The organism is Micromonospora sp. WMMD956, assembly GCF_029626125.1.
Classification (GTDB): domain Bacteria; phylum Actinomycetota; class Actinomycetes; order Mycobacteriales; family Micromonosporaceae; genus Micromonospora; species Micromonospora carbonacea.
In genome coordinates, this window is record NZ_JARUBI010000005.1 from 5313170 (window position 1) to 5338029 (window position 24860).

General features: G+C 75.1%; 18 protein-coding genes and 3 pseudogenes. 7 read left to right on the plus strand and 14 right to left on the minus strand.

Annotated features, from left to right (window positions below):
* Window positions 1–68: 68 nt before the first annotated feature.
* Entirely contained in the window at window positions 69–1292 is a 1224-nt protein-coding gene (locus tag O7628_RS23320) for a globin domain-containing protein (RefSeq protein WP_278133644.1), read from the minus strand.
* Window positions 1293–1496: 204 nt separating this feature from the next.
* Here O7628_RS23320 and O7628_RS23325 point away from each other — a divergent pair, with 204 nt between their 5' ends.
* On the plus strand, window positions 1497–1952 hold the full coding sequence (locus O7628_RS23325; protein ID WP_278133645.1) for an Rrf2 family transcriptional regulator: 456 nt from the start codon (window positions 1497–1499) through the stop codon (window positions 1950–1952).
* 53 nt (window positions 1953–2005) lie between these two features.
* Window positions 2006–2644 (plus strand): class I SAM-dependent methyltransferase, encoded by a 639-nt coding sequence (locus tag O7628_RS23330; RefSeq protein ID WP_278133646.1) that lies wholly within the window; start codon window positions 2006–2008, stop codon window positions 2642–2644.
* Between the two features lie 52 nt (window positions 2645–2696).
* Here O7628_RS23330 and O7628_RS23335 read toward each other — a convergent pair whose 3' ends face one another.
* Window positions 2697–3953: a hypothetical protein gene (locus O7628_RS23335; protein WP_278133647.1), complete on the minus strand. Its 1257-nt coding sequence runs from the start codon at window positions 3951–3953 to the stop codon at window positions 2697–2699.
* A gap of 314 nt (window positions 3954–4267) precedes the next feature.
* On the opposite strand from O7628_RS23335, the pseudogene O7628_RS32715 reads away from it, so the two are divergent.
* From O7628_RS32715 to O7628_RS23345, 4 genes and pseudogenes are all read left to right on the plus strand, one after another.
* Window positions 4268–5728: pseudogene (locus tag O7628_RS32715) on the plus strand (ATP-binding protein); the annotation flags it as partial.
* Window positions 5702–6331 (plus strand): annotated as a pseudogene (locus tag O7628_RS32720) (Hint domain-containing protein); the annotation flags it as partial. The pseudogenes O7628_RS32715 and O7628_RS32720, both read left to right, overlap by 27 nt.
* A gap of 6 nt (window positions 6332–6337) precedes the next feature.
* A pseudogene (locus O7628_RS32725) lies at window positions 6338–6976 on the plus strand (toprim domain-containing protein); the annotation flags it as partial.
* Window positions 6977–7059: 83 nt separating this feature from the next.
* Window positions 7060–9549 (plus strand): DNA topoisomerase IV subunit A, encoded by a 2490-nt coding sequence (locus tag O7628_RS23345; protein ID WP_278133649.1) that lies wholly within the window; start codon window positions 7060–7062, stop codon window positions 9547–9549.
* Between the two features lie 20 nt (window positions 9550–9569).
* On the opposite strand, the gene O7628_RS23350 is transcribed toward O7628_RS23345, so the two are convergent.
* Window positions 9570–10892: a solute carrier family 23 protein gene (locus tag O7628_RS23350; protein WP_278133650.1), complete on the minus strand. Its 1323-nt coding sequence runs from the start codon at window positions 10890–10892 to the stop codon at window positions 9570–9572.
* 80 nt (window positions 10893–10972) lie between these two features.
* Entirely contained in the window at window positions 10973–11605 is a 633-nt protein-coding gene (locus O7628_RS23355; RefSeq protein ID WP_074475798.1) for an alpha-ketoglutarate-dependent dioxygenase AlkB, read from the minus strand.
* A 124-nt stretch (window positions 11606–11729) separates the two neighbouring features.
* Between O7628_RS23355 and O7628_RS23360 the strand changes: the two genes are divergently transcribed.
* Entirely contained in the window at window positions 11730–13709 is a 1980-nt protein-coding gene (locus O7628_RS23360; protein ID WP_278133651.1) for a hypothetical protein, read from the plus strand.
* A gap of 49 nt (window positions 13710–13758) precedes the next feature.
* Here the strand turns inward: O7628_RS23360 and O7628_RS23365 are convergent, their stop codons facing one another.
* The 10 genes from O7628_RS23365 to O7628_RS23410 all read right to left on the minus strand — a co-directional run bounded on the left by O7628_RS23365 (window position 13759) and on the right by O7628_RS23410 (window position 24831).
* Window positions 13759–14814 (minus strand): spore coat protein, encoded by a 1056-nt coding sequence (locus O7628_RS23365; RefSeq protein ID WP_278136389.1) that lies wholly within the window; start codon window positions 14812–14814, stop codon window positions 13759–13761.
* Window positions 14811–15542, minus strand: a complete 732-nt coding sequence (locus O7628_RS23370) for an NTP transferase domain-containing protein (protein ID WP_278133652.1) — start codon at window positions 15540–15542, stop codon at window positions 14811–14813. Before O7628_RS23370 ends, O7628_RS23365 begins: the two co-directional genes overlap by 4 nt.
* Entirely contained in the window at window positions 15539–17464 is a 1926-nt protein-coding gene (locus tag O7628_RS23375; protein WP_278133653.1) for a class I SAM-dependent methyltransferase, read from the minus strand. Before O7628_RS23375 ends, O7628_RS23370 begins: the two co-directional genes overlap by 4 nt.
* Complete coding sequence (locus tag O7628_RS23380; protein WP_278133654.1) at window positions 17454–18296, minus strand: hypothetical protein; 843 nt, start codon at window positions 18294–18296, stop codon at window positions 17454–17456. Before O7628_RS23380 ends, O7628_RS23375 begins: the two co-directional genes overlap by 11 nt.
* A gap of 10 nt (window positions 18297–18306) precedes the next feature.
* Entirely contained in the window at window positions 18307–19455 is a 1149-nt protein-coding gene (locus O7628_RS23385) for an aminotransferase class I/II-fold pyridoxal phosphate-dependent enzyme (RefSeq protein ID WP_278136390.1), read from the minus strand.
* Window positions 19456–19460: 5 nt separating this feature from the next.
* Window positions 19461–20444, minus strand: coding sequence for a UDP-N-acetylglucosamine 4,6-dehydratase (inverting) (gene pseB, locus O7628_RS23390; protein ID WP_074475803.1), 984 nt, complete (start codon window positions 20442–20444; stop codon window positions 19461–19463).
* A 189-nt stretch (window positions 20445–20633) separates the two neighbouring features.
* Window positions 20634–21683 (minus strand): pseudaminic acid synthase, encoded by a 1050-nt coding sequence (gene pseI / locus O7628_RS23395; RefSeq protein WP_043962757.1) that lies wholly within the window; start codon window positions 21681–21683, stop codon window positions 20634–20636.
* Window positions 21680–22279, minus strand: coding sequence for a GNAT family N-acetyltransferase (locus tag O7628_RS23400; RefSeq protein WP_278133675.1), 600 nt, complete (start codon window positions 22277–22279; stop codon window positions 21680–21682). The genes pseI and O7628_RS23400 overlap by 4 nt, the downstream gene beginning before the upstream one ends.
* Window positions 22276–23418 carry a glycosyltransferase gene (locus O7628_RS23405; RefSeq protein WP_278133676.1) on the minus strand — a complete coding sequence of 381 codons (1143 nt, stop codon included), beginning with the start codon at window positions 23416–23418 and terminating at the stop codon, window positions 22276–22278. The genes O7628_RS23400 and O7628_RS23405 overlap by 4 nt, the downstream gene beginning before the upstream one ends.
* Before the next feature lie 90 nt (window positions 23419–23508).
* Window positions 23509–24831 carry a polysaccharide pyruvyl transferase family protein gene (locus tag O7628_RS23410; protein ID WP_178064132.1) on the minus strand — a complete coding sequence of 441 codons (1323 nt, stop codon included), beginning with the start codon at window positions 24829–24831 and terminating at the stop codon, window positions 23509–23511.
* Between the last annotated feature and the right edge of the window lie 29 nt (window positions 24832–24860).

A 24860-nucleotide genomic window follows, 5' to 3' on the forward strand; every position in this document is an offset into this window, starting at 1 on the left:
CCTCGCCCCCGCCGCCTAACCGGCGGACCGCCGACTTCTCCGCCCTGCTCCGCGTCGCCCTCCCCGCCCTACTCCGCGTCGCGCAGCATGCCGGGGCCGAACACCTCGTAGGCGATCCGGTCGCTCGGGAAGCCCCGGCGCAGCAGGCCGCCCCGGACCTGGTTCATGAACGGCAGCGGCCCGCACAGGTGCACGTGGGCGTCGGTGGCGAGCGGGATCAGCTCCGGGTCGACCCGCCCGGCGCTGACCCGCACGGGCAGCCCGGTGAGGCGACCGTCGGCCCCGTCCGGCTCCTCGTACCACAGCGCGGTGCGCAGGTTGGGCAGCGCGTGGTGCAGCCGGGGCAGCTCGTCGCGCAGCGCGTGCGCGGTGCCGGCCCGGTCGGCGTGCACCAGCGTCACCGGCCGCTGCGGCGCGGTGGCCGCCAGGTGCTCCAGCGCGGACATCGCCGGGGTGAGCCCGATGCCGGCGCTGACCAGCACCAGCGGCCCGTCCCCGGCCACCGCGCTCACCTCACCGAACGGCGGGCTCAGCCGCAGCGCGTCGCCCGCGGCGACCCGGTCGTGCAGGAAGGCGGAGACCATCCCGTCGGGCGCGCCGGCCACGCCGCGGACCCGCTTGACGGTGATCCGCCAGCGTGCCGCCCCCGGGCGGCCGGAGAGGCTGTACTGCCGGATCTGCCGGCCCCGGCCGCCGTCGAGGTCGACCGCGACGGAGACGTACTGGCCGGGGACGAAGCCGGGCACGTCGCCGCCGTCGACCGGCTCCAGGCCGAGGGAGACCACGTCGGCGGTCTCCCGGACCCGCTCGGCCACCCGCCAGGCCCGCCAGACCGGCTCGCCCTCGGCGACCCCCGCGCCCTGGTAGAGCCGGGCCTCCCGGGCCACCAGCTCGCAGGCCAGCAGCCAGTACGTCTCGTCCCACGCCGCGACGACCTCCGGGGTGACCGCGTCGCCGAGCACCTCGCCGACGGCGGCGAGCAGGTGCCGCCCCACGATGGTGTACTGGGCCGGGGTGATGCCGAGCGAGGCGTGCTTGTGCGCGATCCGGTCCATGATCGGCCCCCACGGCACGTCGCTCGCGCCGACCAGGTGCTCCGCGTACGCGACCACGGCGGCGGCCAGCGCGGCCTGCTGCGCCCCGGTGGCCTGGTTGCCCCGGTTGAACAGGTCCAGCAGCTCCGGATGGGCGGCGAACATCCGCTGGTAGAACCGGCCGGTGATCGCCGCGCCGTGCGCCTGCACCGCGGGCAGGGTCGCCCGTACCACTGCTGCCGAAGATTCCGTGAGCACGCGTCCTCCTGCGGTTGGGCCGGCTTGCCGCCCGGCGCTCTCCGGGCCCGGCGCGGTCCGCCGGGCTCCCGATGCGCCCAATAAACAGGAATCTCAGATTCCCCTTCAGGGTCGAAGGTCCCGGGTCGGGCGTAGCCCGGATCACAGCGGGCACCGGCCCTCCGGCCCGTGCCGCAGGACGGACCCGCTGGCTAGGGTCGGTGCGTGAAGCTCAACCGGTCCACCGACATGGCGCTGCGCATCGCCATGCTGGCCGCCGTCGCCCCGGCGCGCACGACGGTGGACGAGCTCGCCGAACGGCTCGCGCTGCCCCGCAGCCACGTCGCCAAGGTCGTCCAACGGTTGCAGCGCCTCGGGGTGCTGGTCACCATCCGGGGCCGCGCGGGCGGGGTGGCCATCGCCGAGGCGGCCGGCGACCTCACCGTGGGCGCGGTCGTCCGCGCGTTCGAGGGCGACGACGAGGTGGTCCCCTGCGAGCAGCCCGCCTGCCCGCTGGCGGTGAACTGCCGGCTGCGCGGGCAGTTGCGTCGCGCGCAGGCGGCGTTCCTCGCCGTGCTCGACGAGACACGGCTGGCCGACCTGGTCGACGGGGCGGCGGGCCCGCTGCTGCTCACCCTCGGCCCCCGACCTACCCCGCCGCCGGCCGCCCTGCCGCTCTGAGCGGCCCGCCCGTGAGCCGGCGGGCTAGGCTCGGACGGGCGAGAGGGGGTGCGATGTCCGGGGTCTCCCGTCCGGTCTTCGCCCGGCTCTACCGCCGGGCCACCGACGTGATGGACCGGGCCGGGGTCGGCGCGCACCGCAGCCGGACCGCGGCCGGGCTGCACGGCCGGGTGGTCGAGGTGGGCGCCGGCAACGGCCGGGCCTTCGCGCACTACCCGCCGACGGTCGCCGCCGTGCTCGCCGTCGAGCCGGAACCCCGGCTGCGCCGGGCCGCGCGGGACGCCGCCACCGCCGCGCCGGTGCCGGTCACCGTGGCGGCCGGGCTGGCCGATGCGCTGCCCGTCGCCGACGGCCGCGCCGACGCCGTCGTGTTCTGCCTGGTGCTCTGCTCGGTGCCGGACCAGGCCGCCGCGCTGCGCGAGGCCCACCGGGTGCTGCGCCCCGGTGGGCAGCTGCGCTTCTTCGAGCACGTACGCGCCGAACGGCCCGGCCCGCTGCGCCGGGCGCAGCGCCTCGTCGACGCCACCTGCTGGCCGCTGGTCTGCGGCGGCTGCCACACGGGGCGGGACACCGTCGCCGCGATCGAGGCGGCCGGCTTCACGCTGACCGGCCTGGACCGGTTCCACTTCCCCGACACGCCGGTGCCGATGCCGGCCTCCCCGCACGTCCTCGGCGCCGCCCGCCGTGGTTAGGAGGGGCCCCCTGTGCAACAGAATGCGTTAACAGGGGGCCCCTCCTTGCGCCTCAGCTGACCGTGATCGTGCCGTCGGTTCCGCGGACGCAGGCCACCGCCCGGCTGGCGGTGACGGCCGCGCCGGTCAGGCAGCGCCCCAGCGCCTTGTGCCCGGCCACGTTCGGGTGCCACGACTCCTGGCAGGTCTGGAAGTACGACACGCAGGTGTTGGCGATCCGCTGAATGTCGATCTTGTCCTTGCCCGAGAGGCTGGTCACGAAGCTGCCGCTCGGGCCGTCCATCAGCCGGATCGGCGTGGCGAGCGCCCCCGACGGGCTGGTCGGCTGCTCGCACAGCCGGGCGCCGTCGAACGCCCGCTGCACGTTCAGGTAGACCAGGTCGTCGGCCGGGAACTCGCCGGCCAGGCTGTCGCGCACCGAGCGGACCAGCGTGCCCAGGCCGGTGGAGAAGCGGTGCCCCGGCGCGAGGCTCGCGCGGTGGATCGGGCAGCCGGCCGCGTACCGCTCCGCGCCCAGGTCACGGAACTTGTCCCGGTCGTCTTCCCGGCCGTCCTCCTCCCAGTAGTTCGAGGCCAGGTCGAACGGCAGCGGGTTGGTGTAGTCCTGGAACACGACCCGGTGCTGGCCGTCGGCGTCGATCTGGTCGAGGGTGGCCAGCAGTTGCCGCACGGCGGCCGTGGTCTCCGCCGTGGCCGCGCTGAACTGCGCCGAGGTGGCCAGGTCCGCGTCGGTGCACGGCTCCTGCGGCACCGGCCCGCCCAGGTACGCCCAGAACTCCCACCAGCCCGTCCAGGCGTCGGCGATGAACCGGTTGGCGCACTTCTCCGCCACGCTGCCGAAGGTGAACGAGCTGTTGTTCGACCCGAGGCCGATCAGCACCAGGTCGATGTCGTGGGTCTGCGCGACCGCGCGGAGCTGGTCGAGCTGCGAGGCGACCGAGCGGCCCTTGGCCCGGCTGACCGAGGCCCCGGCGATGTCGTACGGCTGGCCGCCCGAGCAGGCCAGGTTGAACCGGTCGGTGATGCCCGGCAGGTCGGCCTGGAACAGCGACGCGTTGGGCGAGCGGTGGCAGAAGTACGCGTTGCTGTTCGGCGCGTCCCAGCCGGGGAAGCCCTGGCTGACGCCGTTGACGTCCACGACGGGGGAGTACGACCCGGCCCCCTCGCCGCTGATGAAGCTGTCGCCGAGCGCCACGGCCGCGGTGGGGAGGCCGGCCGCCGCCGGGAAGGCCGGCGCGACGGCGGTCGACAGCGCCGCCGCCGCGACGGTCAGCGCCGCCGCGAGCGCGGTACGACGGAACACGGACATGCGCGTCCTCCATCCATCCATGGAAATATGAAAGTTTCTACGAGACGGTGATCACATCACGGGCGCGTGACGGGCGTCAACGACCCGTGGCCGGATCAGGGGGTCGCCGGCCGGGGCCGGCGGGCGGCGTACCGTCGGGGAACGGGATGAACCGCGGACCCGGCGGCGTTGACCCCCGGTGCCGGGGCGCTCACGGGCCCGCCGGCCCGGGCGCCCGCGCCGCAGGCGGCGCGGCCCGGGGTGCGGGGTGCCGGCGTCCTGTCCCACCTGCCCGTTAGGCTCGCTGCGGCGCGCCGCGCGAGGTGATCGAGCCGGTGAGCGGCACCACCACCGCCGAGACCTGGGAGTACGACCAGTTGACCGCACAGCCTGAGACGCTCTACGGGGCCGACGACCTGACGCACCTCGAGGGGCTGGACGCCGTCCGCAAGCGCCCCGGCATGTACATCGGCTCGACCGACAGCCGTGGCGTGGGTCACCTCGTCAACGAGATCCTCGACAACTCCACCGACGAGGGTGTCGCCGGTCACGCCACGCGCGTCGAGGTGATCCTGCACGCCGACGGCTCGGTGCAGGTCGACGACGACGGCCGGGGCATCCCCACCGACGTGCACGCCAAGTCCGGCATCTCCGGCGTCGAGCTGGTGCTCACCCGCCTGCACGCCGGCGGCAAGTTCGGCGGCTCCGGCTACAAGACCTCCGGCGGCCTGCACGGCGTCGGCGCGTCCGCCGTCAACGCCCTCTCCCGGCGCTTCGACGTCACCGTGCGCCGCGGCGGCAAGGTGCACGCCATGTCCTTCCGGCACGGCGTGCCCGGCGTCTTCGCCGGCCCCGGCCCCGACGCCGCCTTCACCCCCGGCCCCGGCCTCCAGGTCCTCGGCCCGATGAAGCGCGGCCAGCGCACCGGCACCTCGATCCGCTACTGGCACGACGCCCGCTACTTCGAGACCGGCGCGACGCTCGACGCCGAGGCCGTCCGGCTCAAGGTGCGCAACACCGCGTTCCTGGTCCCCGGCGTGAGCTACCTGCTGCGCGACGAGACCGGCGAGGAGCCGGTCGAGGAGACCTTCCACTTCCCCAACGGCCTCACCGACATGGTCGAGTTCCTCGCCCCGGCGGGCGACCGGCCGGTCACCGGCACGCTGCTGGTCGCCGGCGAGGGCACCTACCGGGAGAACGCCGCCGACGCCAACGGCGTCATGCAGTCCAACGTGCAGCGGCGGGCCGAGGTCGAGATCGCGTTCCGCTGGGGCACCGGCTACGACCGCACCGTCGAGTGCTTCACCAACACCATCCGCAACGCCCACGGCGGCACCCACCGCAAGGGCTTCGAGCGGGCCCTGGCCCGCACCCTCGCCGAGGCGGCCCGCTCCGCCCGGGGCCTGCTGCGCCCCAAGGAGGACGCGCCCACCCTGGACGACGTCCTGGAGGGCATGACGGCCGTGGTGCACGTGCGCATCCCCGAGCCGCAGTTCACCTCGCAGACCAAGGACGAGCTGTCCACCGCCGGCATCACGAAGGTGCTCCAGGGCCTCGTCGAGGCGCACGTCAAGGCGTGGCTGGAGGACCGGCGCACCAAGGCCGAGGCCCGCACGGTGCTCCAGAAGATCGTCGACGCGGCCCGGGTCCGGCTCACCCAGAAGCAGCAGAAGGACGCGGCCCGCCGCAAGACCGCCCTGGAGGGCGCGTCGATGCCGCCGAAACTGGTCGACTGCCGCGCGACCGGGGTGGACCGGAGCGAGCTGTTCATCGTCGAGGGCGACAGCGCGCTCGGGTGCTTCACCGGCGACACGATGGTCGCCCTGGCGTCCGGCCGGAGCCGCTCCTTCGCCGATCTTGCCGCCGACTGGGCCCAGGGCATCAGCCACTTCGGCTACACCACCAACAAGGCCGGCCGCGTCGTCGTCGCTCCGCTGGTGGAGCCCCGGCTCACGAAGCGCGACGCCCCGTTGGTGCGGGTCACGATCGACAACGGCGAGGCGGTGCGCTGCACCCCCGATCACCTGTTCCGCCTGCGCGACGGCTCCTACCGGCGCGCCGACGCGCTGGTGCCAGGCGACTCCCTGATGCCGCTCTACCGCAGCCTGTCCAGCAAGGCGGAGGGGCAGAAGCTCCAGGGGTACGAGCGGGTCTGGATGAACGACAAGGAGGAGTGGGTCTACACCCACTACCTGGCGGACGCGTGGAACCTGCGGCACGGCCGGGACAACGCGACCAATGGCAACGTCCGCCACCACATCGACAAGCGCAACAACGAGGCGGCCTCCCTGGTGAACCACCGTGTGGTGTCGGTCGAGCCGCTGGACGAGACGGCGGACGTCTACGACCTGACGGTCGACGGCTACCACAACTTCGCCCTCGAAGCCGGGGTGTTCGTCCACAACAGCGCCCGGGTCGCGCGTACCGCCGAATATCAGGCGCTTCTCCCGATCCGCGGCAAGATCCTCAACGTGCAGAAGGCCAACCTCCAGCAGGTGCTGGACAACGCCGAGTGCGCCGCGATCGTCCAGGTGCTCGGGGCCGGCTCGGGCCGCACCTTCGACCTGTCGTCCATGCGGTACGGCCGGGTGCTGATCATGGCCGACGCCGACGTGGACGGCGCGCACATCCGCACCCTGCTGATCACGTTGTTCGCCCGGTACATGCGACCGCTGATCGAGGCCGGCCGGCTCTACGCCGCGATGCCGCCCCTGCACAAGATCACCACCAAGGGGCGCAACCCGCAGACGACCTACACCTACACCCAGGCCGAGATGGAGGCGACGGTCCGCAAGCTGGAGAAGGCCGGCAGGCAGATCGTCACCCCGATCCCCCGGTTCAAGGGTCTCGGCGAGATGGACGCCGACGAGCTGTGGGAGACCACGATGAACCCGGCGACCCGGGCGGTGCGCCGGATCACCCTCGACGACGTCGACGCCGCCGAGCGCATCCTGGAGCTGCTGATGGGGGAGAAGGTCGAGCCGCGCCGCAACTGGCTGATCGAGTCCGCCGACCGGGTCGACCGGGACGCGATCGACGCATGACGACCACCCACCCCCGCCCCGCCCCGGCCCGCCGGGCCGACGACCGCCGCCCGACCGTGGCCCGCGCAGGAGAGAGCTGAACCATGGCACGCCGTAAGAACACCGGTCCCCGGGCGGACCTGGCCGCCTTCGACCAGGCCGGCGCGCGGGTCTTCGACAACCCGCTGGTCACCGAGGTCTCCGACTCCTACCTGGAGTACGCGTTCTCGGTCATCCACTCCCGGGCCCTGCCCGACGCCCGCGACGGCCTGAAGCCGGTGCACCGGCGCATCCTCTACTCGATGCACGAGGCGGGGCACCGGCCCGACCGGGCGCACGTGAAGTCGGCCCGGGTGGTCGGCGACGTGATGGGCCGCTACCACCCGCACGGCGACACCGCGATCTACGACGCGATGGTCCGGCTCGCCCAGGACTTCTCGCTCAACGTCCCACTCATCGACGGGCATGGAAACTTCGGGAGCCCGGACGACGGCCCGGCAGCGGCGCGCTATACGGAAGCGCGGATGTCGCACGAGGCGATGCTGCTGGTCGGCGAGCTGGGCGAGGACACCGTCGACGTCGAGCCCAACTACGACGGCTCGCTCACGCAGCCGACGGTGCTGCCGGCGGCGTTCCCCAACCTGCTGGTCAACGGCGCGTCCGGGATCGCGGTCGGGATGGCGACCAACATGATCCCGCACAACCTGGCCGAGGTCGTCTCCGCCGCCCGGTGGCTGATCAACCACCCGGACGCCGACCTGGACAAGCTGATGGAGTTCGTCCCCGGCCCCGACCTGCCGACCGGCGGCGTGCTGCTCGGCCTCGACGAGGTGCGCCGGGCGTACGAGACGGGGCGCGGCGTGGTGCGGATGCGCGGCCGGGTGGAGATCGGCCCGGTGGAGGGCAGCCGGGGCCGGCAGGCGATCACCGTGGTCGAGCTGCCCTACGGCGTGGGCGCGGAGAAGGTCATCGCCGCGATCACCAACGAGGTCAACAAGACGAAGCGGCTCACCGGCATCGCCGACGTCAAGGACCTCACCGACCGGGAGAACGGCACCCGCCTGGTCGTCGAGTGCAAGGTGGGGGTCAACCCGCAGGCGCTGCTGGCCGACCTCTACCGGCTGACCCCGCTGGAGCAGTCGTTCGGCGTCAACAACCTGGTCCTCGTCGACGGGCAGCCGCAGACGCTGGGGTTGAAGGCGCTGCTGGAGGTCTTCCTGCGGCACCGCTACGACGTGGTGACCCGGCGCAGCGCCTACCGGCGGCGCAAGCGGGAGGAGCGGCTGCACCTGGTCGACGGCCTGCTGATCGCCCTGCTCGACATCGACAAGGTGGTCCGGCTGATCCGGGGCAGCGACGACGCCCAGGCCGCGAAGGACGGCCTGATGCGCCAGTTCAAGCTGTCGGACATCCAGGCCAGCTACATCCTGGACACTCCGCTGCGGCGGTTGACGAAGTTCGACCGGATCGAGCTGGAGGCCGAGCAGGAGCAGTTGCGCAAGGAGATCGCGCAGCTCTCCACGATCCTCGACGACGAGAAGGTGCTGCGGAAGGTCGTCTCCGACGAGCTGGCCGCCGTGGTGAAGAAGTTCGGCACCGAGCGGCGCACGACGCTTGTCGACGGGGACCTGAAGGAGGTGCTGGCGGCGTCCGCGCCGGCGGGTCCGCTGGAGGTGGCCGACGACCCGTGCCAGGTGATCCTCTCGGCCACCGGGCTCGTCGCCCGCACCGCGGCCGAGTCGGAGGAGGCGTCCGAGGGGCGTCGGCGCAGCGGCCGGGTCAAGCACGACGCCGTACGCGCGCTCGTGCACTCCACGGCCCGGGGTCGGGTGCTGCTGGTGACCAGCGCCGGCCGGGCGTTCAAGATCGACGTGTTGCCGTTGCCGGTGTTGCCGGAGCAGGCCGGCACGGTGTCGCTGCGCGGCGGGATGTCCGCCGCCGAGCTGGTGCCGCTGGAGCCGGGGGAGTCGGTGGTGGGGTTGGCCCCGCTGGGCGCGACCGGGGAGGGCTCGCCGGGGCTGGCGCTGGGCACGCGGCAGGGCGTGGTGAAGGTGTGCGCCCCGGACTGGCCGGTGCGTTCCGACGAGTTCGAGGTGATCGGCCTGCGCGAGGGCGACGAGGTGGTCGGGGCGACCTGGCTGACCGACGGCGCGGAGGCGTTGGCGTTCGTCTCGTCCGAGGCGTCGCTGCTGCGTTTCCCGGCGTCGGCGGTGCGTCCGCAGGGGACGAAGGGCGGCGGCATGGCCGGCATCAACCTGCCGGCGGGGGCGCGGGTGGTCTTCTTCGGCGCGGTCCGGGAGGACGATCCGGCCCACGGCGAGCCGATGGTGGTGACGTCCACCGGGGCGACGGTGAAGGTGACGCCGTTCGGGGCGTACCCGGCGAAGGGGAGGGCGACCGGCGGGGTGCGGGCGCAGCGGTTCCTCAAGGGCGAGACGGATCTGGTGGTGGCGTGGGTCGGCCCCCGGCCGGTCGGCGCGACGGCGACCGGCGACCCGGTGGAGCTGCCCCCGGCGGACCCGCGCCGCGACGGCAGCGGCTTCGCCGTGATGCTGGGCCCCACGGTGGTCGGCCACCAGATCGAACGCGACTGACCCGCCGCGCCCCCGCCCGGTCAGCTCGACGGGGTGGGGGCGCGCAGGCGGGCGACGAGGCGCATGCCGTGGTAGGTGGCCAGGGCGGCGGCGGTGCCGAGGGCGATGCCGTTGAAGGAGAGCTCGCCGCTGGTGAGGGTGTAGTTGGCCGCGCCGACGATCAGGGCGACGGCGGCGGTCATCAGGTTGACCGGGTCGTGGAAGTCGACCCGGTTCTCGATCCAGATCCGCGCGCCGAGGACGGCGATGAGGCCGTACAGGGCGGTGGTCGCGCCGCCGAGCACCCCGGCCGGCACGGTGAGGATCAGCGCGCCGAACTTGGGGCTGAGCCCGAGCAGCACGGCGGCCAGCCCGGCCACCCAGTACGCGGCGGTGGAATAGACGCGGGTCGCCGCCATCACGCCGATGTTCTCCGCGTAGGTGGTGGTGCCGGAGCCGCCTCCTGCGCCGGCGAGCATGGTGGCCAGGCCGTCGCCGAGGAACGCCCGGCCCATGTCCCGGTCGAGGTTGCGGCCGGTCATCGCGGCGACGGCCTTGACGTGCCCGGCGTTCTCGGCGATCAGCACGAGGATCACGGGGATCACCAGCACCGTCGCGCGCAGGCTGAAGCTCGGCGCGTGGAACTCGGGCAGGCCGACCCACGCCGCCTCGCGCAGCCCGTCGACGGCCTTCGGGTCGAGGCCGCCGAGGGCGGCGGCGAACAGCCAGCCGGCGACGACGCCGAGCAGGATGGACAGCCGGGCCGCGAAGCCCCGGAACGCGACGGTGGCGAGCAGGATCGCGACCAGGGTGAACACGGCGATCAGCGGCTGGGCCTTGACGCCGGTGCCGCTGCCGCCGCCGTCCCAGGCGACGGGGGCGAGGTTGAGCCCGATCAGCGCCACGATGGCGCCGGTGACCACGGGTGGCATCAGCGCGTCGATCCAGCGCGCCCCGGCGAGTTGGACGACGAGGCCGACGGCGGCCAGGGCGGCGCCGGCCACGACGATGCCGCCGAGCGCGGGGCCGATGTCGCCGCCGGCCTTCGCGACCAGGACGGGGGCGATGAACGCGAACGACGACCCGAGGTACGAGGGCAGCCGGTTGCCGGTGATCAGCAGGAAGAGCAGGGTGCCGACGCCGGAGAAGAACAGGGTGGTGGCCGGCGGGAAGCCGGTGATCAGCGGCACGGTGAAGGTGGCGCCGAACATCGCCACGACGTGCTGCACGCCGATGCCGAGGGTGCGCGGCCAGGAGAGCCGTTCGCCGGGGTGCACGACGTCGCCGGGGGTGACGGAGCGGCCGTCGCCGTGCAGGGACCAGGGGGACCAGCGGGAGCGTGGCTCGGCGGGGGTCTGGGTCATCGCGGCGCCCTTTCGCGTCGACGGCGGTGTGGGGCGGGGACCCTGGAAGTCGTTTCTAGCAGAGGAGCCGTGGGCTGCGCTCAGGCGACCCCGGCGGGGCGGAACTGGACGCTGACCCGGGGGCCGACGGGGCGGGCGGTCTTCGGGACCGCGTGCTCCCAGGTGCGCTGGCAGGAGCCGCCCATCACCACCAGGTCGCCGTGGCCGAGGGGGAAGCGCAGGCCGGGGCCGCCGCCGCGGGGGCGCAGCAGCAGCGGGCGGGGCGCGCCGAACGAGACGATGGCGACCATGGTGTCGGTGTGCGCCGAGCGGCCGAGGGTGTCGCCGTGCCAGGCGACGCTGTCGCGCCCGTCGCGGTAGAGGCACATGCCGGCGGTGACGAACGGCTCGCCCAGCTCGGGGGCGTAGTGGGCGGTCAGCGCCGCCCGCGCCCGGGTGAGCACCGGGTGGGGCAGCTCGCGGTGGCCGGAATACCAGCAGAGCAGCCGGGGGACGTCGACCCGCGCGTCGTACATCGTGCGGCGCTCGGCCCGCCAGGGCACGTCGGCGAGCAGCACGTCGAGGACGGCGTCGGAGCCGCGCACCCAGCCGGGCAGGTGGTCGACCCAGGCGCCCCGGCTCAGCGGGTGCCGGCGCAGCCCGGCGAGCGGGCCCGGCGACGGCCCGTCGGCGGCGAGGTCGAGCATCGACGGCTGGTAGGCGGCACCGGACATGCCCCGCAGCCTACCTGGTCTTTCGTACACGCGTGCGAGCGCGGTCCGGCCCTGTCACCCGCCGGTCACCTGCCGCACACGTGGACGTCGCCGCCCGTCGCCGGGCCGGGCCTAGCGTGACCGGGTGCAGAGCCAGTCCGCCACCGTCGTCGCGCCGGCCGGTCCGCCGCAGCCGCCGCCGGGCCGCCCGGCCTGGCCCGCCCGCCGGCTGGTCGGCTGGCTCGTCGCCGCGTGGGTCGGGCCCCTGCTGGCGTACGCGGCGGGGCTGGCCGGGCTGCTGCCGCTGGTGCTGCTCGGGTTGACGGCCGGGCTGCTGCGCGGCGGCCGGACCCTGCTGGACCGGCTGGTGCTGGCCGGCGCGCTGCTGGCCGGCGCGACGTGCGCCGCCGGGCTGCTCTTCTCGGCCTGGCCGTGGGGGCTGCACCCGGTGCCGGTGGCGGGGACCGCGTCCACGGTCCTGCTCGGGATCGCGGCGGCCACCGGCCGCCGGCCGGGGCTGCCCCGTCCGGTCGCCGCCGACGCGCTGCCGGTGGGCGCGGCGCTGCTGGCCGCCGGCGCGTTGGCCTGGCCGTACCTGCGCGCGGGTGACCTCGCCGGCCGCCTCGCGTACGCGATGACCGGCGAGGACAACAGCCGGCACCTGGCCACGGTGGAGGGCATCCGGGCGGTCGGCGGGTATCTGTTCACCGACCCGCAGGCGGCGGCGCGGATCGCCCCGGAGCCGATGGTCTGGTATCCGCAGGGCTTCCACCTCACCGCCGCGCTGCTGGACACGTTCCTGCGCTCCTCGACGGCCCCCGCCGGCCCGGCCGACGCCCTCGACCACTACCTCGGCTGGTCGGTCGGGGCGTGGGGGCTGCTGGTGCTCGCCGTGACGTGGGCGGCGCAGCGGCTCGCCGGCCCGTGGCTCGACCTGCCCCGCGCCCTCGCGCTGACCGGCGCGGTCACGGCCGCCTGCCTCGGCTCCGAGCTGGCCCGCTTCGTCGTCTACGGCTATCCCGGCGAGAGCCTCGGGCTGGCGGCGACGGTGCTGCTGGTGGCGGTGACCTGCCGGCCGGTGGCCCGCACCGGCACCCAGGTGGCCGTGGTCGGGGCGCTGTGCGTGACGGTCGGCTTCGCGTACCTGATGTTCCTGCCGGTGGTCGCGGCGCTGGTGGCGGCGTGGCTGGTCCGGGACCGGCGGCGGCTGCGTCGCCGGCCGCGGCTGCTGGCGGTGGTGATGTCGGTGGCGGCGGTGCTGACGCCGCTGCCGGCCGTCGCCGGCCTGCTGCGCACCGACCAGGTCGACAACGTGGCCACCGGCGGCGGCGTGTTCCCCCGCTACGACGCGTTCCTGGCCCTCGTGGGCCTGGTCGGCGCGGGTCTGGTCGCGGGCCGGCGGCTGCCGGTGTGGCGGCGCTACGCGGGCGCGCTCGCCGCGGCGGGCGTGTTCGCGGCCGGGTTCCTGCTCTACTTCCGGGCGCTGGGCACCGACCCGCGCTACTACTACGGCAAGACGCTGCACCTGCTGCTGGCGGTGCTGCTCGTCGGCGCGGGCGCGCTGGCCCTGCTGCTGCCACCACCGGGGCGGACCGTGCCCGGCACGCGGGCCGGCGGCGGGACGGGCCGGCGGGCCGCAGGGCAGCGGGCCGGCGCGCGGTGGGCGGTGGCGGTCGCGGTGGTGGCGGCCTGCGCCGGGGCGGCCGGGCTGCCGCGCGGCACCGGGCTCTTCGCCCAGCCGTTCGGCGACCGGGTCACCACCTGGGCGGCGGCCTGGTGGTCGGGGTCGCTGGCCCGCCCGGGCCCGGCGGCGCTGACGGTCCGCGCGCTGGCCCGGCCGCCGGCCGCGCCGGGCACCGTGACGGTGGTGGTGAGCGACCGCCGCCGCGAGGGCTACCTGGTCACCCTGTTCGTCTCCACCCTCCAGGGCACCGCCGGCGCGTCGGGGCCGGCGGTGTACCGGCTGCCGCTGGCCGAGCCGGCCCGCAGCGCCGCCGTGGTGGCGGCGGTCCCGGGGCCGATCCGGTTCCTGGCCGTCGACGCGGCGGCGGCCAGGATCGTCGAGGACCTGCTCGCCGCCCGGCCCGAGCTGCGCGAACGGGTCAGCGTGGAGCGGCTGCCCTGAGCCGGAGCGGCTGCCCGGCGGGCGGCGGCGCGGGGCGTTCCGTGGGCGGCTAGCTGCGGCTGGGCGCGCCGACGAGGGCGAGCACCGCGTCGGCGACCCGGGCCCGGCCGCGCCCGTCGACCGTGGCCCAGGCTCGGGCGGCCAGAGCGGCCCGGCGCTCGGGGGAGTCGAGCAGGGCGCGCAGCGTCCGCGCGGCCCCGGCGCGGGCCGTCCGGCCGGGCAGCCCGGCGGCGGCCAGCGCGGGCAGCTCGCCGAGGCCGGCCACGAGCCCCGCGTCCACCACCCGGCCGTACGACTCGCGCTGGTTGTCCACCACGCACACCAGCGCGGCCGGCGCGCCGAGGCAGCACAACTCCCAGGTGGACGTGCCGGCGGCGCTGACCACCAGGTCGGCGGCGGTGACCAGGGCGGGCAGGTCGTCGGTGGGCGGCACGGGCCGCACCGCCTGCCCCCGGCCCGGGGTCAGGGCCGCCAGCTCCGCCTCGACGTCGGCGCGGCCGACGACCACGGTCAGGTCCATCGGGTGCCCGGTGGCCAGCAGGACCCGGGCCAGCACCGGGGCCGCCCCGAACGCGTCGGTGCCGCCGAAGAAGGCCAGCACCCGGGGCCGGGCCACGGGCGTCGCGGGGCGGGGCGTCGCCGGCCGCGCGGCCACCACCGCGTCGCGCAGCAGCGGGTACGCCGTCCCGGCGAGCAGCCGGCCGGGCAGCGGCCCGTGCGCCGCGCCCAGGTTCTGGTCCAGGTAGACGTCGGCGTCCTGCCCCCGGGTGTCGCCGTCGACCACGGCGAGGGTCACCACCCCCGCCGCGCGCAGCGCCCCCGCCCCGGCCGGGTCCAGCTCGTACGAGTCGAGCACCACCACGTCGAGGCCGTGCCGGCGGGCCGCCGCCACGAGGTCGGCGGGGCGCTGCAGCCCGGGGTGCAGCGGGATGCCCCGGGCGGCGAGCTGCCGGCCCGCCCAGCCGACGCCCTCGACGGTGCCGAAGAACTCGACGCGGTGACCCCGGGCGAGGAACTCCTCGGCCAGGGCGAGGCAGCGCACCAGGTGCCCCACCCCCCGGGTGGGCCCGGCGTCGCAGCGGACCCCGACGCGCACGGTGCTCAGGACTCCTCCAGCCGCTTCTGCCGCACGGCGGCGTTCAGGGCGCGCAGGGCCGGCTGGCCCGCCAGCCAGTCGGCGAGCTTCGCCAGCGGGACGCTGACGTCGCCGAAGTGGTCGGTCACCGCCCGCACCAGCGCCCAGTCCTGCTCGGTGTCGAGGGTGAGCCGCAGGGCCGACCGGTCGGGGGTGAGCGTCACCCCGAGCACCCGGAACAGCTCCGGATGGGTGTACGCGTACGAGGTCACGTGCACCCGGTGGTGGTCGGTGGCGATGCGGTGCAGCGTCCGCAGCGTGTCCGCCCGGATGATCTCCACGTCCAGCCCGCGCGGCAGCGTCCGCGCGATCGACGTGCTCGCGTAGTCCAGCCCCGGCACGGCCCGGTACATGTCGGCGACCAGCCGGACGATCTCCGGGTCGAGCAGCGGGCAGTCGGCGGTGAACCGCATGACCGCGTCGCCGGGGTGCGCGTCGAGCGCGCCCACGAACCGGTCGAGCACGTCGTCGACGGGGCCCCGGTGGCAGGCCACGCCGAGCCGGGCGCACTCGGCGGCCACCGCGTCGTCGGCGGCCTCGGTGCTGGTCGCGACCACCAGGTCGGCGAGCACCCCGCCGTCGGCGGCGGCCCGGACCACCCGGCCGAGCACCGAGCGCCCGGCCAACGGTCGCAGCACCTTGCCGGGCAGCCGGGACGAGCCCATCCGGGCCTGCACGATCCCCACGATCCGGGTCACTGCTGTTCCTCCTCGGCGCGGCGGGGCGCGAGGGCGTCCTTGGCCCGCCGTTTCGCCGCGCGGGCGCCCCGCTTGGCCAGCCGGGCGGGGGTGATCGCCAGCCGGCCGACCCGGTAGCTGATCGAGCCGCTGAGCAGGTTGATGGTCGCCTCGGCCCGGCGCAGCGCCCGTTCCCGGGAGGTGAGCAGCTCCTCCGTCCAGCGCAGCAGGGCCGTCACCCGGGTCAGCTCGGCGCGCTGCCGCAGCCACGCCTCGCGCAGCTGCTGGTGGCTGTCCAGGCCGACCGGGGGCGCGGTGGGCTCCACGGCGCGCAGTTCGTCGGCGAGGGCGACGCGGTCGGCGTTGTCCAACCCGCGCAGCGCCGCGGTGACCGCCACCTCCGCGTCGACGGCGGCCGTCACCGTCGCCCGGTCCAGGTCGCGCCCGGCGGTGCCGGCCAGCACCACGGTCAGCCCGGCCACGTCGAGGGTGGACGACCAGGGGTGGGCGTACCCGCCGGTGGCCAGGGCGGCGGCGAACCGCCACAGGCCCCGGGCCAGCGTCACGTCCAGCGGCCACGGGTCGCTGGCCCGCCAGCTCGGGTCGAGCACCGCGAACGCCGGGGGAGCACCGGTGGCGTCCCGGGCCGTGCAGGCCCCGCCGCCGGCGAGCACCACGTTGTCGAGGCTGGCCAGGGCCGTCGCGCCGGTGAGCCGCCCGGCGTCGTCGGCGTGCGCGTCGAGCCAGGCCGCGTACCCGCGCAGCAGCCGGCGCAGGGCGGCCAGGTCGCGGCGCAGGCAGGCGTCGAGCAGCACGGTGCGCAGCAGCCGCCCCTCGGGCACCGCGCCGGTGAGCACGGCCGGGTCCCGCCAGGCCGCCGCGCGGGTGGCGAACGGCGCGTCGGCGGCCGCCGCGACCGGGCCGGGCACCCGCCACCGCCAGCCGTCCGCCGCCGCCGTCACCTCCACCACGCCGATCCCGGGCGGCCCGGTCTGCACCCACAGCACCGGCAGCCCGCCGGGGCCGGCCGGCGCGGTCCGGGCCGCACCCGGGGCGGTGCCGGCCGGGTCCGGCGGGTCGCCCGCCGCGGGGGCGGCCGAGGCGGAAACGGCCGGGGCCGGGCGGTGGGCCAGCAGCAGCCAGCCCGGGGCGAGCGCGGCGCCCAGCCCGGCGTGCAGCGCGTCGACCGCGAGCCGGGCCGGGTCCTGGAGCACGGGACGGTCGGCGCGGCCCGGCGCGCACGCGCCGTGCAGCACCGCGTCCAGCAGCCCGCTGCCGGGGTGCGCGGCCAGCGCGTCGGCGTCGACGAGCGCGGTCGGCGCGCCCGGTTCGGGGTACGCGGCGAAGCAGCCGCCGGGGCGCAGCCCCGCCCCGGCCAGCCGCTCCCGCGCCTGCTCCAGGTTGGCGGGGCGGCCGGCGTCCAGCGCCCCGCCGATCGCCCAGTCGGCGTCGTCGCGGCCGGCGTACCAGGGCGCGGTGTCGACCATCCGGGTCAGCCCCACCGGGTTGTCCAGCCACAGCAGCAGGGTCCCGCCCGGGGCGAGCACGGCGGCGAGCCGGCGCAGCAGCCCGTCCCAGCCGACCGGGGTCCCCTCCACCGACTCCACCGCGTCCAGGCCGGCGGCGGCGATCACCACGTCGAACGTCTCGTCGGCCGGCAGCCCGCCGGGGCCGCCGACGACCACCCGCACGGGCCGGTCCTCGGCCAGCGCCGACCCGTCCGGCCAGCTGCGCAGCAGGCAGGTCACGTCGGCGTGGGCCAGCCGGTCGACCAGCCCGGGGTCGTGCGGCCCGGCCAGCAGCACCCGCGCGCCGGCCGGGACGACCCGGGCGGCCAGCGCGGCGAGGGGCCCGCCGCCGGGCAGCCGCCGGCCGGTCAGGTCCGACCAGGCCAGCATCTCCCCGCCGGGCAGGGCGATGCGGGTCGAGGTGTCAGTGGTCAACGTGTTCCTCCTGGAGGGTCGCCCAACCCAGCAGCTCCCGCAGCTCGGCCGGCGTGCAACGGTGGTCGGTGCCCAGTTCGGCGCGGGCGGTCTCGACCGCCGTCGGCAGGTGCACCGACTCGCCGTGCAGGTCCGGCCACTGCCGGCGGATGCGGGCGGTGCCGCCGAACGTCGGGTCCTCGTCGGCCAGGATCATCGGGTCGCCGTAGACGGCGGGCTCGCAACCGGCCGCGATGCCGTAGAAGATGGCGCTGGTCAGCCGGTTGGACGCCACCCGGCGGTGCCGGCGCAGCTCGGTGAGCTGCTTGTCGAGGAAGAGCGGGTCGGTGTCCTTCCACCAGTGCCCCCGGTAGCCGTGGCAGATCACCCGGAACCCGGCCTGCTCGTAGAGGCGGCGGACCCGGCGCATGCCGTACTCGTGCCAGTAGAGGCACACGGTGACCGGGCCCGGCTCGGTGGCGCGGATGCGGGCGATCAGCTCCCGGTGGTCGCCGCGCACGTGCTGGCCCTCCCAGCCGTGGAACGGATACCAGATGGTGCCCTCCCGCTGCGCCTGGGGCGGGTCGTCGGCGCGCAACGCCAGCAGGTACGCGAACGGCGCGCCGGTCACCACGACGTTGCGCCGCCCCACCGACCAGGCCCGCCGCCGGGTCTGCTCCGACCACAGCAGGCTCGGCGTGCCGTCGACGTACGGGTGGCCGGGGGCGAGGCCGTCGCCGATGTTCCAGCCGTGCTGGACGTACCCGTTGATCCGGGGCGGGTGCCCGTCGCCCAGGCCGCAGTAGCGGGCCAGCACGTGCGCGTGGCCGTAGAAGTGGTTCGCGTGGTGCATCCCGGTCCCCTCAGGCGGCGGCGCGCGCCGGGGCGGCGTGCAGGGCGGCGGCCAGGGCGTCGACGACGCGGTCCTGGTCGGCGTCGGTGAGGTCGGGAAACAGCGGCAGGGAGAGCTGCTCGGCGTAGAACCCCTCGGCCACCGGGCAGGAGCCGCGCCGGTAGCCCAGCTCCGCGAACGCCGGATGCCAGTGCACGGGGACGTAGTTGACCTGCACGCCGATCCCGGCGGCCCGCATCGCGTCGTAGACGGCGCGGCGGCGGCCCTCGTGCACCCGGATCGGGTACAGGTGCCAGGCCGGCTCGGCCCAGGACCGCCGGCCGGGCACCGAGACGCCGGGCAGGTCGGCCAGGGCCGCGTCGTAGCGGGCGACCAGCTCGGCGCGGCGGTCCAGGAACCGGGGCAGCCGGCGCAGCTGGCTGCGGCCCAGCGCGCAGAGCACGTCCGGCAGCCGGTAGTTGAGCCCGAACTCGTGGATCTCCTGGTGCCAGCCGCCCTCGTCCGGCCAGCGCTGCGCGGCGCGGTCGCGCACGAGTCCGTGGTTGCGGAACCTGCGGGCCCGCTCCAGCAGGGCCGGGCTGACGGCGGCGACCGCGCCGCCCTCGGCGGTGGTGAGGTTCTTCGTCGGGAAGAACGAGAACGTGGTCAGGTCGGCGAGTGACCCGACCGGCCGGCCGTGGTAGGCCGCGCCGATCGAGTGGGCGGCGTCGGCGAGCAGCAGCGGGTCGCCGCCGCCGAGCACCGCGCGCAGCGCGTCGTAGTCGGCGGGGTGGCCGGCGTAGTCGACCGCCGCCACCACCTTCGTCCGGCCGGTCAGCGCCGCGCCGACCGCCGCCGGGTCCAGGGTGTACGTCTCCGGCTCGACGTCGGCGAAGACGACCCGCGCGCCGAGCGCGACGGCGGTGCTGGCGGTGGCCGCGAACGTCATCGGCGGCACGACCACCTCGTCGCCGGGGCCGACGCCGGCCGCCGCGTACGCCACGTGCAGGGCGGCCGTGCCGTTGGACACGGCCGCGCAGCCGACCCCGCCGGTCCAGCCGGCCAGGTCCGCCTCGAACGCGTCGACCTGCGGGCCGGTGGTGAGCCAGTCGCTGCGCAGCACGGCGACCACGGCGGCGACGTCGTCGTCGGTGACGGACTGCCGCCCGTACGGGAGCATCGCCATCACGCGGCGATGCCGAGCATGTCGCGCAACTGCTCCACGCCGAGCCACTCGTCGTTGCTGTCCGACTGGTAGGCGAAGCCGTCCGGCACCGGCTCGCAGTGCGCGGGCGGCTGGTAGCCCCAGGTGGCGATGGTCGGCTGGACGATGAACCGGTCCGGGGTGCGCAGGGTCCGCCGGCTGTCGTCCGGGGCGATCATCTCCTCGTGCAGCTTCTCGCCGGGCCGGATGCCGATCTCGTGGGTGGTGGCGTCCGGGGCGACGGCCTCCACCAGGTCGAGGATGCGCATGCTCGGGATGCGCGGCACGAACAGCTCCCCGCCCTGCATCTGGTCGAACGAGTCCACGACGAACTGCACGGCCTGGTCCAGGGTGATCCAGAACCGGGTCATCCGCTTGTCGGTGACGGGCAGGCTCCTGCCCTCGGCGGCGAGCCGGCGGAACAGCGGCACCACCGAGCCCCGGCTGCCCACCACGTTGCCGTAGCGCACCACGGCGAACCGGGTCGGGTGGTGGGCGGCGTAGTGGTTGGCCGAGACGAACAGCTTGTCGCCGACGAGCTTCGTCGCCCCGTACAGGTTGATCGGGCTGGACGCCTTGTCGGTGGAGAGCGCGATGACCTTCTTCACCCCGGCCTCGATGGCCGCGTCGACGACGTGCTGCGAGCCGGTGATGTTGGTGGCGATGAACTCCGACGGGTTGTACTCGGCGGTGTCCACCTGCTTGAGCGCGGCGGCGTGCACGACGTGGTCGACGCCGTGCATGGCCCGGGTGAGGCGGTGCCGGTCCCGGATGTCGCCGATGAACCAGCGCAGCCGGGGGTCGTCGCCGAGCTGCTGGCGCAGCTCGTACTGCTTGAGCTCGTCGCGGGAGAACACCACCACCCGGGCCGGGTCGGCCTCGGCCAGGACGTGCCGCAGGAAGGTGCGGCCGAAGGACCCGGTGCCCCCGGTGATCAGAATGGAGGACCCATTCAACTCGCTCAACTGGTGCTCCCAAGGTCGGTTGATCTTCCGGCCGGGGACGGTGCCGGCCGGCGGACGGTTCGTGACGCTAAGCCGGCAGAGTTAACGGCCCCACCCCGGACGGTGAACGGGCGCGACGCGGGCGGTGAATGCGTCATGCCCGTCCCGCGTCGACAGCGGGCCGCCAGGTGAACGGGACATGTCCGCCGGTCAGACCAGGTCCCAGCCCAGCGCGGTGCCCCGGGGCACGTCGCGGCGGAAGGTGCGGCCCAGCACCCGGTCCAGGTCGGCCGGGGGCAGGCCGCCGGCCGGGCGGATCGAACGCACGTTGTCCCGGGTCACCGGCTCGCCCGCGCGCACGTCGGCCACCACGTACAGCGACCGGCGGAACCGCAGCCCCTCCCGCTCGGTGGGGGTCGGGCCGATCGTGGTGACGCCCAGCGCCGCCCAGGCCCGCTCGGACTCGACGCGCAGGTCGGCCAGCTCCGTCGGCTCCAGCGAGAAGTCCGAGTCCACCCCGCCGTCGGCGCGGCGCAGCGTCACGTGCTTCTCGATCAGGCAGGCGCCCAGCGCCACCGCCGCCACCGGCACCCCGATGCCGGGCGTGTGGTCGGAGATCCCGACCGGCACGCCGAACGTGTCGGCCAGCACCGGCAGCCGGCGCAGGTTGCTGTCCTGCGGCGGGGCCGGGTACGACGCGGTGCACGCCAGCAGCACGATGCCGCCCGCCCCGCCCTCGCGGGCGGCGGTCACCGCGGCGTCGATCTCGCCGACCGTGGCCATGCCGGTGGAGATCACCATCGGCTTGCCGGTGGCGGCCACCAGCCGGATCAGCGGCAGGTCCACCAGCTCCGACGAGGCGATCTTGTACGCCGGGGCGTCCAGCTCCTCCAGCAGCTCCACCGCGGTGGCGTCGAACGGCGACGAGAAGACCGTCAGGCCGTGCCGACGGGCCCGCTCGAAGATCGGCCCGTGCCACTCGTACGGCGTGTGCGCCCGCTCGAAGAGCTGGTAGAGCCGCTCGCCGCCCCACAGCTCGTGGCCGCCGGAGATGCGGAACTCCGGCGCGTCCACGTCGATGGTCAGCGTGTCCGGGGTGTACGTCTGGAGCTTGAGCGCGTGCGCGCCGCTGGCCGCCACCGCGTCCACGATGGCCAGCGCCCGGTCGAGGCTGCCGTTGTGGTTGCCGGACATCTCGGCCACCACGAAGGGCCGCTCGCCGGTGCCCACCGCGTGCGGGCCGATCTTGACTGTCGTCATGTTCCCCTGCTCAGTTGCGTCCACACCACCTGGTGCGGCGTGCCGTCGACGTCCCGCTCGTAGCGCCGGACGATCGTGAACCCGAAGCGCCGGTGCAGCGCCAGCACCGGCCGGTTGGTGGCCAGCGTCTCCCCGCCGAGGGTGCGCGCGCCGAGGGTGTCGAACGCGTACGCGATCGCCGCCTCCTCCAGCGACAGCCAGGCCGGCAGGAGCGCCCGCCGGGCGTCCAGCCCCTCGACGTCGAGATAGAAGCCCCAGGTCAGCGCCCGGTCGGGGCTGGTCACGCCGGAGAAGGTCACCACGCCGCAGGGCTGCCCGAGGTGCTCGTGCACCAGCACCCGCCGGTCCGGGTCGACGCGTACGCCCGCCCACCAGGCGGCGTGCTCGGCCGCGCCGATCTCGTGCCGGGTGAGGCTGACCTCGCGGACCTGCGGGTGGTTGCGCCAGCGCAGGATCGTCGCCAGGTCGGCCTCGCGGGCCGGCCGCAGCCCGCCGCCGGCCCCTGTGGTGGCGCTTCCGGCGCTGTCGGCGGCGGTGCCGGCGCGGCTGGGGCTGGAGGCGCTGGTGGCGGTGCCGCCCGGTCCCGGCCCGGTCATCCCCGGCCCGCCAGGGCGCTGCCCCGGTCCGCCTCGGACGGCGCGGCGGCGTCGGCGGCCAGCGGCCCGCTCCCGCCGGACGCCGCGTCGGGGGCCACCGCCCCGGCGGGCGACGCCGGCCGCAGCGACCCGGCCAGCCGGTGCGCCCGCCGCAACGTCTTGTACGCGAGGTAGCTGTCCCGGGCGACCAGGCGGTGCTTCAGCCCGGCCACCCCGCCCGGCCGGGCGTACCCGCCCGAGGGCAGGTAGCGGCGGTAGTGCTCGGCGACCCGGCGGAAGAACCCCCGCCGCAGCCTCGGGTGCACCCGGCCGTCGTTGCCCACCACCACCAGGTAGTGGTTGATCATCAGACCGAACAGGTCGGTGCGGATCCACTCCTCGGTGACGTGCCGCGCCACCCACTGCTGGAGGCGCTCGTACTGGACGAACGCGTCGAAGTGCCGGCCGCTGCGGGTCGAGGTGATCGCCCCCAGCCGGCCCTGCCGGTAGTGGTAGCAGACGTGGTCCAGCACCCCGATCCGGTCCGCGGCGATGAGCAGCGGGTGGCTGAACGGGATGTCCTCGTACCAGCCGGGGTGGAAGCGCAGCTCCAACTCGTCGAGGAACGCCCGGCGGACCACCTTGTTCCAGGCGGTGTGCTGCACCCGCAGCAGTTCGGGCCGGTCGGCCAGCCGGACGCACCCGTCGACCCCGCGCAGCAGGTGGCTGCTCGCGTCGACCTCCAGCCGGCCGCCCTCGTGCACCCGCAGGTGGTCCACCAGCAGCACGTCCGGCTCGTCGCGGCGCAGCCGCGCCAGCACCGCCGGCAGGGCGCCCGGGGGCAGCCAGTCGTCGCTGTCGACGAACCACACGTACCGGCCCGTCGCCTCCGCCAGCCCCGCGTTGCGGGCCAGCCCCAGCCCCACGTTGCGGGTCAGGGACACCACCCGCACCTGGGGCCGCCCCGCCGCGTACGACCGCAGCATCTCCCCGCACCGGTCCGGGGAGGCGTCGTCGACGGCGACCAGCTCGACCTCGGCGGCCTCGGCGGCGGACAGGCCGCCGAGGATCGACTCCAGGCACTGGTACAGGTATGCCTCGACCCCGTGCACCGGGACGACGATGCTCAGCAGTGGGCTCCGCGTCGGCTCATTGACCACGCCCGACACCCTCGACCGCCCGGATGGACGGCCCCGGAACCTGACGTATCCGCCGGGGGTGGGCTCGCTGAACAGACCCCCTACGGAGGGTTAACGCTTGAGCATCCGCTTCATCCGGCCGCCGGCTGCCCGCACCCGGGCCCGCAGCCGGTGCGACTCGAACCCCGCGACGGTCTCCTTCAACTCCTGGTTGCGGTCGTGCAGCCACTGGATGCGGGCGATCAGCTCCGCCGGGTCGGTGGCCGACTGCGCGCGTACCGCCGGGGGGAAGGTCGTCTCGGCGACCTGCCGGTCGAACCGGGCGGCGCTGTCGCCGTCGGCGAAGGAGACCCCGAGGTCGTGCTTGGCCAGGAACGCCGTCATCGTCGCGTACCGGGCCTTGTGCCCGTTGTTGAGCGCGCTGTAGTCGGCCTCGTCGTAGAGCTCTATGGCGTCCACGTCCGGCGGGACGTCCTTCATCAGCCGGTGCGGGATGTCGAAGTACCGGGCCAGCTCCAGCGTCCGCGAGTCGTGCGCGAAGAGATAGCCCGGCGTGCCCGCCACCAGCGCCGTGATGGTGCCGTGGATGCGGGTGCCGAAGTTGAAGTCGAACCGCGACAGGTAGTCCATCCACGTCCACGGGTCGACGAACATCCGCACCTTGTCCTCGGTGAACAGCGGGTGGGAGGTGTGGATCGGGATGGCCGCCTTCTTGCCCCGGTCCTCCGGCGCGTCGCCGAAGAGCAGGGTGCCGAGCGTCTTCAGGTCCTGCGGCAGGTAGCGCAGGTTCGGGTACCGCCGGTGGTGCGAGGCGATGACCTTCGCCATCGACTTGACGTACGGGGAGACGGTCAGCGCCACCCGGTCCTCGACGGTGAGCGTGGTCTTGCGCTTGTCGACCCGCAGGCTGTCGCCGTGCAGGAACATCGACGGGCAGCCGATCACGTCGACGGCGGAGAAGCCGAGGGTCCGCAGGTACCCCTCGGTGATCTCGCCCCGCACCCCGATGCTGTGCGACCGGTCCAGCACCGCCGAGACGAACCCCTTCACCGCGTCGTCGATCGGCCGCAGGTACTCCCGGTCGGCGTCGACGTTGGTCTGCGCGCCGACCCCGAACACCACCACCGGGATCTTCAGCCGCTCGATCAGCTGGGTCATGGCGACCAGGCGGTGTGCGTAGCTGCGCCGGAACGCGTTGGCCAGCGGCACCACGAACACGTCGAACCGCTCGTTGATCTCGTCGGCCTCGCGCGGGTTGACCCGGAACTCCGACGAGGTGACCTCCGCCGTCGACGTCCGCAACAGCTTGTGCGCCGCGTGGCTGAACACGAGGTTGCCGGCGTTCTCGCCGATCCAGTTGCGCTCGAACGTCTCCTCCGGGGAGTAGACGTCGAACGGCCCCTTCTTGGCCCGCAGCAGGATCCGCTGGTGCATCCGTGTTGTCCCCTCGTCGTGGCCGAGAC

Excerpts from the sequence above, each read along its gene's own strand:
- O7628_RS23355 (WP_074475798.1), bottom strand. The coding sequence starts at position 11,605 with ATGTCCGGTGCCGCCTACCAGCCGTCGATGCTCGACCTCGCCGCCGAC.
- O7628_RS23385 (WP_278136390.1), bottom strand. The coding sequence starts at position 19,455 with ATGCTCCCGTACGGGCGGCAGTCCGTCACCGACGACGACGTCGCCGCC.
- O7628_RS23350 (WP_278133650.1), bottom strand. The coding sequence starts at position 10,892 with ATGACCCAGACCCCCGCCGAGCCACGCTCCCGCTGGTCCCCCTGGTCC.
- O7628_RS23330 (WP_278133646.1), top strand. The coding sequence starts at position 2,006 with ATGTCCGGGGTCTCCCGTCCGGTCTTCGCCCGGCTCTACCGCCGGGCC.
- O7628_RS23410 (WP_178064132.1), bottom strand. The coding sequence starts at position 24,831 with ATGCACCAGCGGATCCTGCTGCGGGCCAAGAAGGGGCCGTTCGACGTC.
- O7628_RS23345 (WP_278133649.1), top strand. The coding sequence starts at position 7,060 with ATGGCACGCCGTAAGAACACCGGTCCCCGGGCGGACCTGGCCGCCTTC.
- O7628_RS23335 (WP_278133647.1), bottom strand. The coding sequence starts at position 3,953 with ATGTCCGTGTTCCGTCGTACCGCGCTCGCGGCGGCGCTGACCGTCGCG.
- O7628_RS23400 (WP_278133675.1), bottom strand. The coding sequence starts at position 22,279 with ATGACCGGGCCGGGACCGGGCGGCACCGCCACCAGCGCCTCCAGCCCC.
- O7628_RS23380 (WP_278133654.1), bottom strand. The coding sequence starts at position 18,296 with ATGCACCACGCGAACCACTTCTACGGCCACGCGCACGTGCTGGCCCGC.
- pseI (WP_043962757.1), bottom strand. The coding sequence starts at position 21,683 with ATGACGACAGTCAAGATCGGCCCGCACGCGGTGGGCACCGGCGAGCGG.